The sequence below is a fragment of the Ilumatobacter sp. genome, from assembly GCF_041688325.1.
Classification (GTDB): domain Bacteria; phylum Actinomycetota; class Acidimicrobiia; order Acidimicrobiales; family Ilumatobacteraceae; genus Ilumatobacter_A.
On sequence record NZ_JBDNIJ010000159.1, the window covers coordinates 1 to 4,529 of the forward strand.

Genomic DNA, 4,529 nt, shown 5'->3' on the forward strand with positions numbered 1-4,529 from the left:
ACCTCAATGTCAGAGACCTCAATGTCAGAGACCTCAATGTCAGAGACCTCAATGTCAGAGACCTCAATGTCAGAGACCTCAATGTCAGAGACCTCAATGTCAGAGACCTCAATGTCAATGTCGCGGACCAAGCCCTTCAACACCGTAGTCAACGACATATTTTAGCGTACACCAGTTCGTTTGAAAAATAAATAAAGATCATGTGTTTCTTTGGCGACCGTGTCGGAGGGTTGGGTCTTCCCGCTGCATTCGGAAAGTCGCGACCTGTCGTGCCGCTCGTCGATGACGATCCGCGTGAAGGCAAGGTGCTGGCGGCCTCCGTGGCGGACGAATCGATTGAGGTGATCACGGCTCTGGCGCCAAGCCGATCGACGACAAAAACTTCCTCAGCAAAATCGCTCGGCTCTTGGCCAACAGCACGACCGTCTGGCCCTGCCTGCCTGCCTGCCCCTGCCTGAATTCGTCCGGAGATGTCTGGCAATCTGCCAGCGTCAGCCGCCAGCGAGGGTCGCGGAGGTCGCGGAGGTCTCGATCGGAACCAAGATCGGTTCCGGAATCGTGATCGACGTGGTCGGCGCAAGGCCGGTCTCGTCGAGGATCGAGATCAGCACTGGGTCGCTCTGCACCACGCCAGCCGCCGTTTGTGCGTTGATCTGCAGCAGCCATTCGCCGGGCACGATGATCGGGAGGCCGACTGCTTCGCTGCGGGTGGCGACGCCAGCGCCAGACAGCGGCACTGGCTGAACGATGGCCCCGGTGACGGTGTTGTACGGCGGGGTGAGCATCACTTCGAGCCCGGTGAGACCCTCGGCCGGTGAGTTCACGGTCACTTCGAGGCCGCTGTTCCCGACGCTGTTGCGAGTCAGTTTGATGGTGACGTCGAGGTCGGCCTCGGGAACGAGGATGGTCTGTGAGATTGCGTAGTCGATGCCCGGTTCGGCGCTGACGTTTGCCGGGGTGAGTGAAAGCAGCCATGAACTGGCGAGCAATATGACGAGACCGATAGCAGCTTCGGTTCCGAACGCACGACGGAGACGACCGGCCATTGGCAGGGTCAATTCGTGGGCGCGATTGAGGCGTTTCTGAGCGAACTGGCGTGCGGACAGGCCGATGAAGACCATCGCGGCAACCAGCACGACCTTCAGAACAGTCCAGAGGCCGTGAGCACTGCCAAAGAGGTCGCTGCCGTCGAGGCGGAGCATCTGGGCAAGGCCAGTTCCGATCGTGACGACGATGGCGATGACCGACACGCGTGCAAATCCGCGCACCGCATGGACGAGGTCTTCGTCGCCAGGCCCGGAAAGTACAACTCGTGTCAGCAGGATGACGCCGCCGACCCAGATCGCCATCGCCAGTGCGTGTGCGATACCGAGCAGCACGCCAACAGCTGCGAGTGATCCGTCAACTCTGCCGACACCGATCATCGCAACGGCGAGTGCGGGGATGCCCAGCGCAGCGACCTGCGTGGCCGGGTCGATGACCCGGTCGGGGCGGAATGCTGCCCACGCCGAGGCGATAACGAAGATCAATCGGAACAGCGCAGCGCGTCCGGCCCAGCCCGCTCCGAGGAGGTCGAGCCAGGCCCCCGGGCTGAAACCAGAACCCAGCGAACTTCCATTGACTGCTGCCGCAGCGGCCGAGGTGTAGAGCAACGTACCGATCAGCGCGAGCACCCATGCGGCGCGCAGGAAGCGGACGGTGATCAGGTATTCAACGCCTTCCGGCCACGCCGCAGCGATGAGAATCAGTGCGCCGAACACGACAGCGATGCCGAGCGTCGACAACACACGACCAAGCCACAGTGGGCCCTTGCCGGCCTCGACGCGGTCGAGTGCGACCGTTCGGGTTTCTGCTGCAGCAGCCGAAGTTGTTGCAGCAGTCGACCCCGCCGTTGTTGCACCATCGGCGGACCCGCCGCTCAATGTCGTGGAATCTTCGTCAGCTGGAATGGTCGACGCGGCCGGTTCGGCATCGACCGTGAACGAGATCAGCGAGCTCCCGTTCGGCTCGCCGTCGGAATCGCTCACACGCCACGTGGCGACACAGAGGCCACGCGGAAGTGCCTCGGGAATCTCGACTGTCATCACCCGCGAGTTGCCGCTCAGTGTCGGTGGGGGCAGGGTGATTGGTTCGGTGTTGCACTCGAGCGAAACGATGCGCAACTCACCGATTTCCTGGGTGAAGTTGAAAACGATCTGCGTTGGCGACGTGGCGAGCGTCGTGCCGTCAGCCGGCTCCGACGTAATGACTTCGTTTTCGGCGTAGGCGACGCCGGGGAGCAGCGTCAGTAGTCCGATCAGGACTGCGGCGAAGACGGCTGCGATCGCCGACATCGGTCGGTTGATTAGCGGGCGGGCCACGCGGTCGCCGATGGAAACAAATGCATGCTCACTCACAGTGTGACGAGGCTAGTGCGGCCTCACCGTCAACTGGGTGGACCTCGCCGGCACGACGAACGACCGGCATTAGGGTGCGCCGGGTCCAGCGGCTCGGCAGGCATCAACGTTCATCACCACAGCCAGGTCGTCGCGGCCGAGAGTGAGCTGCAGGATCGCCGTCTGTACATCACCGAATGCAGCTGGGTCATCGACTGATGTCGAGGCCAACGTGACCCACTGTCGAGCCTGATCGTCGGTGTTCTGGATGAAGGCCCGGTGATCGTTGTCGACATCGGCTGGAACCTGCAAAGCCCGTATAGCGTTGGCCTCAGCGGCTAAAATTACCGCCACTTGCTGGGCAAACACCGCCGTTGTCGCCGCATCGACCGGGTCGGTGAGGGCAGCCTGCTGCTGGTCGGTCCGTTCGCAAACGGCTCCGAGTTGGGAACGGTAGGCCGCCGAGTCAACTTGCACAACTGGCTCGGACGTACATGCTGTGGCGGAGGCCGCGAGCACAACGACTGCGAACCAAAATGTGAGGCGTGTGCGGGAGCCGCGGACCGGGGACGGAGTCGACATCGACCGAACCCTACGGCGCGCACGATGGCGGAGGTGCGCGGACCCTCTATCGTGATCGTAATGGCCACTCAGTCGCTGTACCGCCGATATCGGCCCCGTCGCTTCAGCGAAGTCAGGGGTCAAGACCACGTCGTCAAGGCGCTTCGCAATTCGGTCGCTGAGGGGCGCGAGGGCCAGGCGTATCTGTTCTCCGGCCCGCGCGGAACAGGCAAGACGACTTCGGCGCGCATTCTGGCCAAGGTCCTCAACTGCACCAACGTCCAAGAGGGCGAGCCCTGCTGCGAGTGTGAGTCGTGCCTGTCGGTCGAACGCGGCACGAGCTATGACGTCCACGAACTCGACGCGGCCAGCAACAACGGTGTCGATGCAATGCGTGACCTCATCGACAAGGCATCGCTCGGAACGCCGGGTCGCCACAAGGTGTACATCCTCGACGAAGTCCACATGCTGACCAAGCCAGCCGAAGCAGCACTGCTGAAGACGCTCGAAGAGCCGCCGCCGCACGTGGTGTTCGTGTTGGCAACCACCGACCCGCAGAAGATGTCCGACACCATTCGGAGCCGCACGCAGCACTTGCAGTTCCACCTGCTGCCCGCAGACACGTTGCAGCAGCACGTACGTTGGGTTGCTGATGACGCTGGCCTGGTTGTCTCTGACGCGGCGATCGAACAGGTTCTTGCGCAAGGCGGCGGCTCGGCGCGCGACACGCTGTCGGCCCTCGAGTTGGTCGCGAACACCGGTGGCGAGGGTGCTGAGACCGTGCCCCTCGGTGAGTTCGTCGAATCGATGATTGAGCGCGACGCCGGCCGGGCGCTGACGATGGTGGCTGGGGCCATCGGCCTCGGCCGCGACCCGCGGACGCTGACCGAAGAACTGATCGGCTACCTCCGCAACGGGTTCCTTTCGATCATGGCGCCGGATCTTGTCCAGTTGCCGTCGCTCAACGTTTCGACGTTGTCTGACCAGGCTCAGCGACTCGGCGCTGCCGGACTCGTGCGTGGGATCGAGCAGCTCGGCGAAGCGCTGACCGAGATGCGCCATGCACCCGATCCGCGAGTCCTGCTCGACGTCGCCATTGTCATGCTCACCTCGGACGCCGTTGCGTCCGGAGACGCCGGAGCGGCTCTTGGAGCGTTGACGGCACGCGTTGCGAAGCTGGAGAAGCAGATTGCCGAGGGCGTCTCTGCCGTTGGGGCGGGGAGTGCGGTAGCGAGTGCGGCTGCGCCGGGAGCGGCCACAACTGCTGCGCCCGCTGATGCCGAGTCGCCGACTGACCCGAAGACCGGCCGCGCCCAACTCGGAGGTCGCGCCCGCCGTTCCGCCGCTCCCGCATCCGAACCAGCGGCATCCGAACGAGCGGCATCCGAACCAGCGGCATCCGAACGAGCGGCATCCGAACCAGCGGCATCCGAACCAGCGGCACCGGAGCCCGCGGCACCGGAGCCCGCGGCACCGCAACCTTCGGTTGAGCCTGCTCTGGTGTCGACCGAACCGGCGCCCGCTGCCCAGTCGGTTGAACTGGAGCCTGCTCCGGCCCCGGCAACGCCAATCCCAGAGCCGGCCGCTGTTGCC

The 4,529-nt window shown here is 63.9% G+C and carries 4 protein-coding genes; 2 read left to right on the forward strand and 2 right to left on the reverse strand.

Features of this window, described 5'->3' with window-relative positions:
- Positions 1-6: 6 nt before the first annotated feature.
- Positions 7-165, forward strand: a complete 159-nt coding sequence (locus ACH2EI_RS10110; RefSeq protein WP_395159924.1) for a hypothetical protein — start codon at positions 7-9, stop codon at positions 163-165.
- 326 nt (positions 166-491) lie between these two features.
- Here ACH2EI_RS10110 and ACH2EI_RS10115 read toward each other — a convergent pair whose 3' ends face one another.
- The gene (locus ACH2EI_RS10115) at positions 492-2,396 is read right to left on the reverse strand and encodes a copper resistance CopC/CopD family protein (protein ID WP_395159920.1); all 1,905 of its coding nucleotides are present in this window, start codon (positions 2,394-2,396) and stop codon (positions 492-494) included.
- Positions 2,397-2,465: 69 nt separating this feature from the next.
- Positions 2,466-2,957 carry a hypothetical protein gene (locus ACH2EI_RS10120; RefSeq protein ID WP_395153356.1) on the reverse strand — a complete coding sequence of 164 codons (492 nt, stop codon included), beginning with the start codon at positions 2,955-2,957 and terminating at the stop codon, positions 2,466-2,468.
- Positions 2,958-3,017: 60 nt separating this feature from the next.
- Here ACH2EI_RS10120 and dnaX point away from each other — a divergent pair.
- On the forward strand, positions 3,018-4,529 hold a 1,512-nt coding region (dnaX, locus tag ACH2EI_RS10125), incomplete at its 3' end, for a DNA polymerase III subunit gamma/tau (protein WP_395159922.1).

Bases quoted from the DNA above. Each gene is read 5' to 3' on its own strand.
- ACH2EI_RS10110 (WP_395159924.1), top strand. From the start codon at position 7: ATGTCAGAGACCTCAATGTCAGAGACCTCAATGTCAGAGACCTCAATG.
- ACH2EI_RS10120 (WP_395153356.1), bottom strand. From the start codon at position 2,957: ATGTCGACTCCGTCCCCGGTCCGCGGCTCCCGCACACGCCTCACATTT.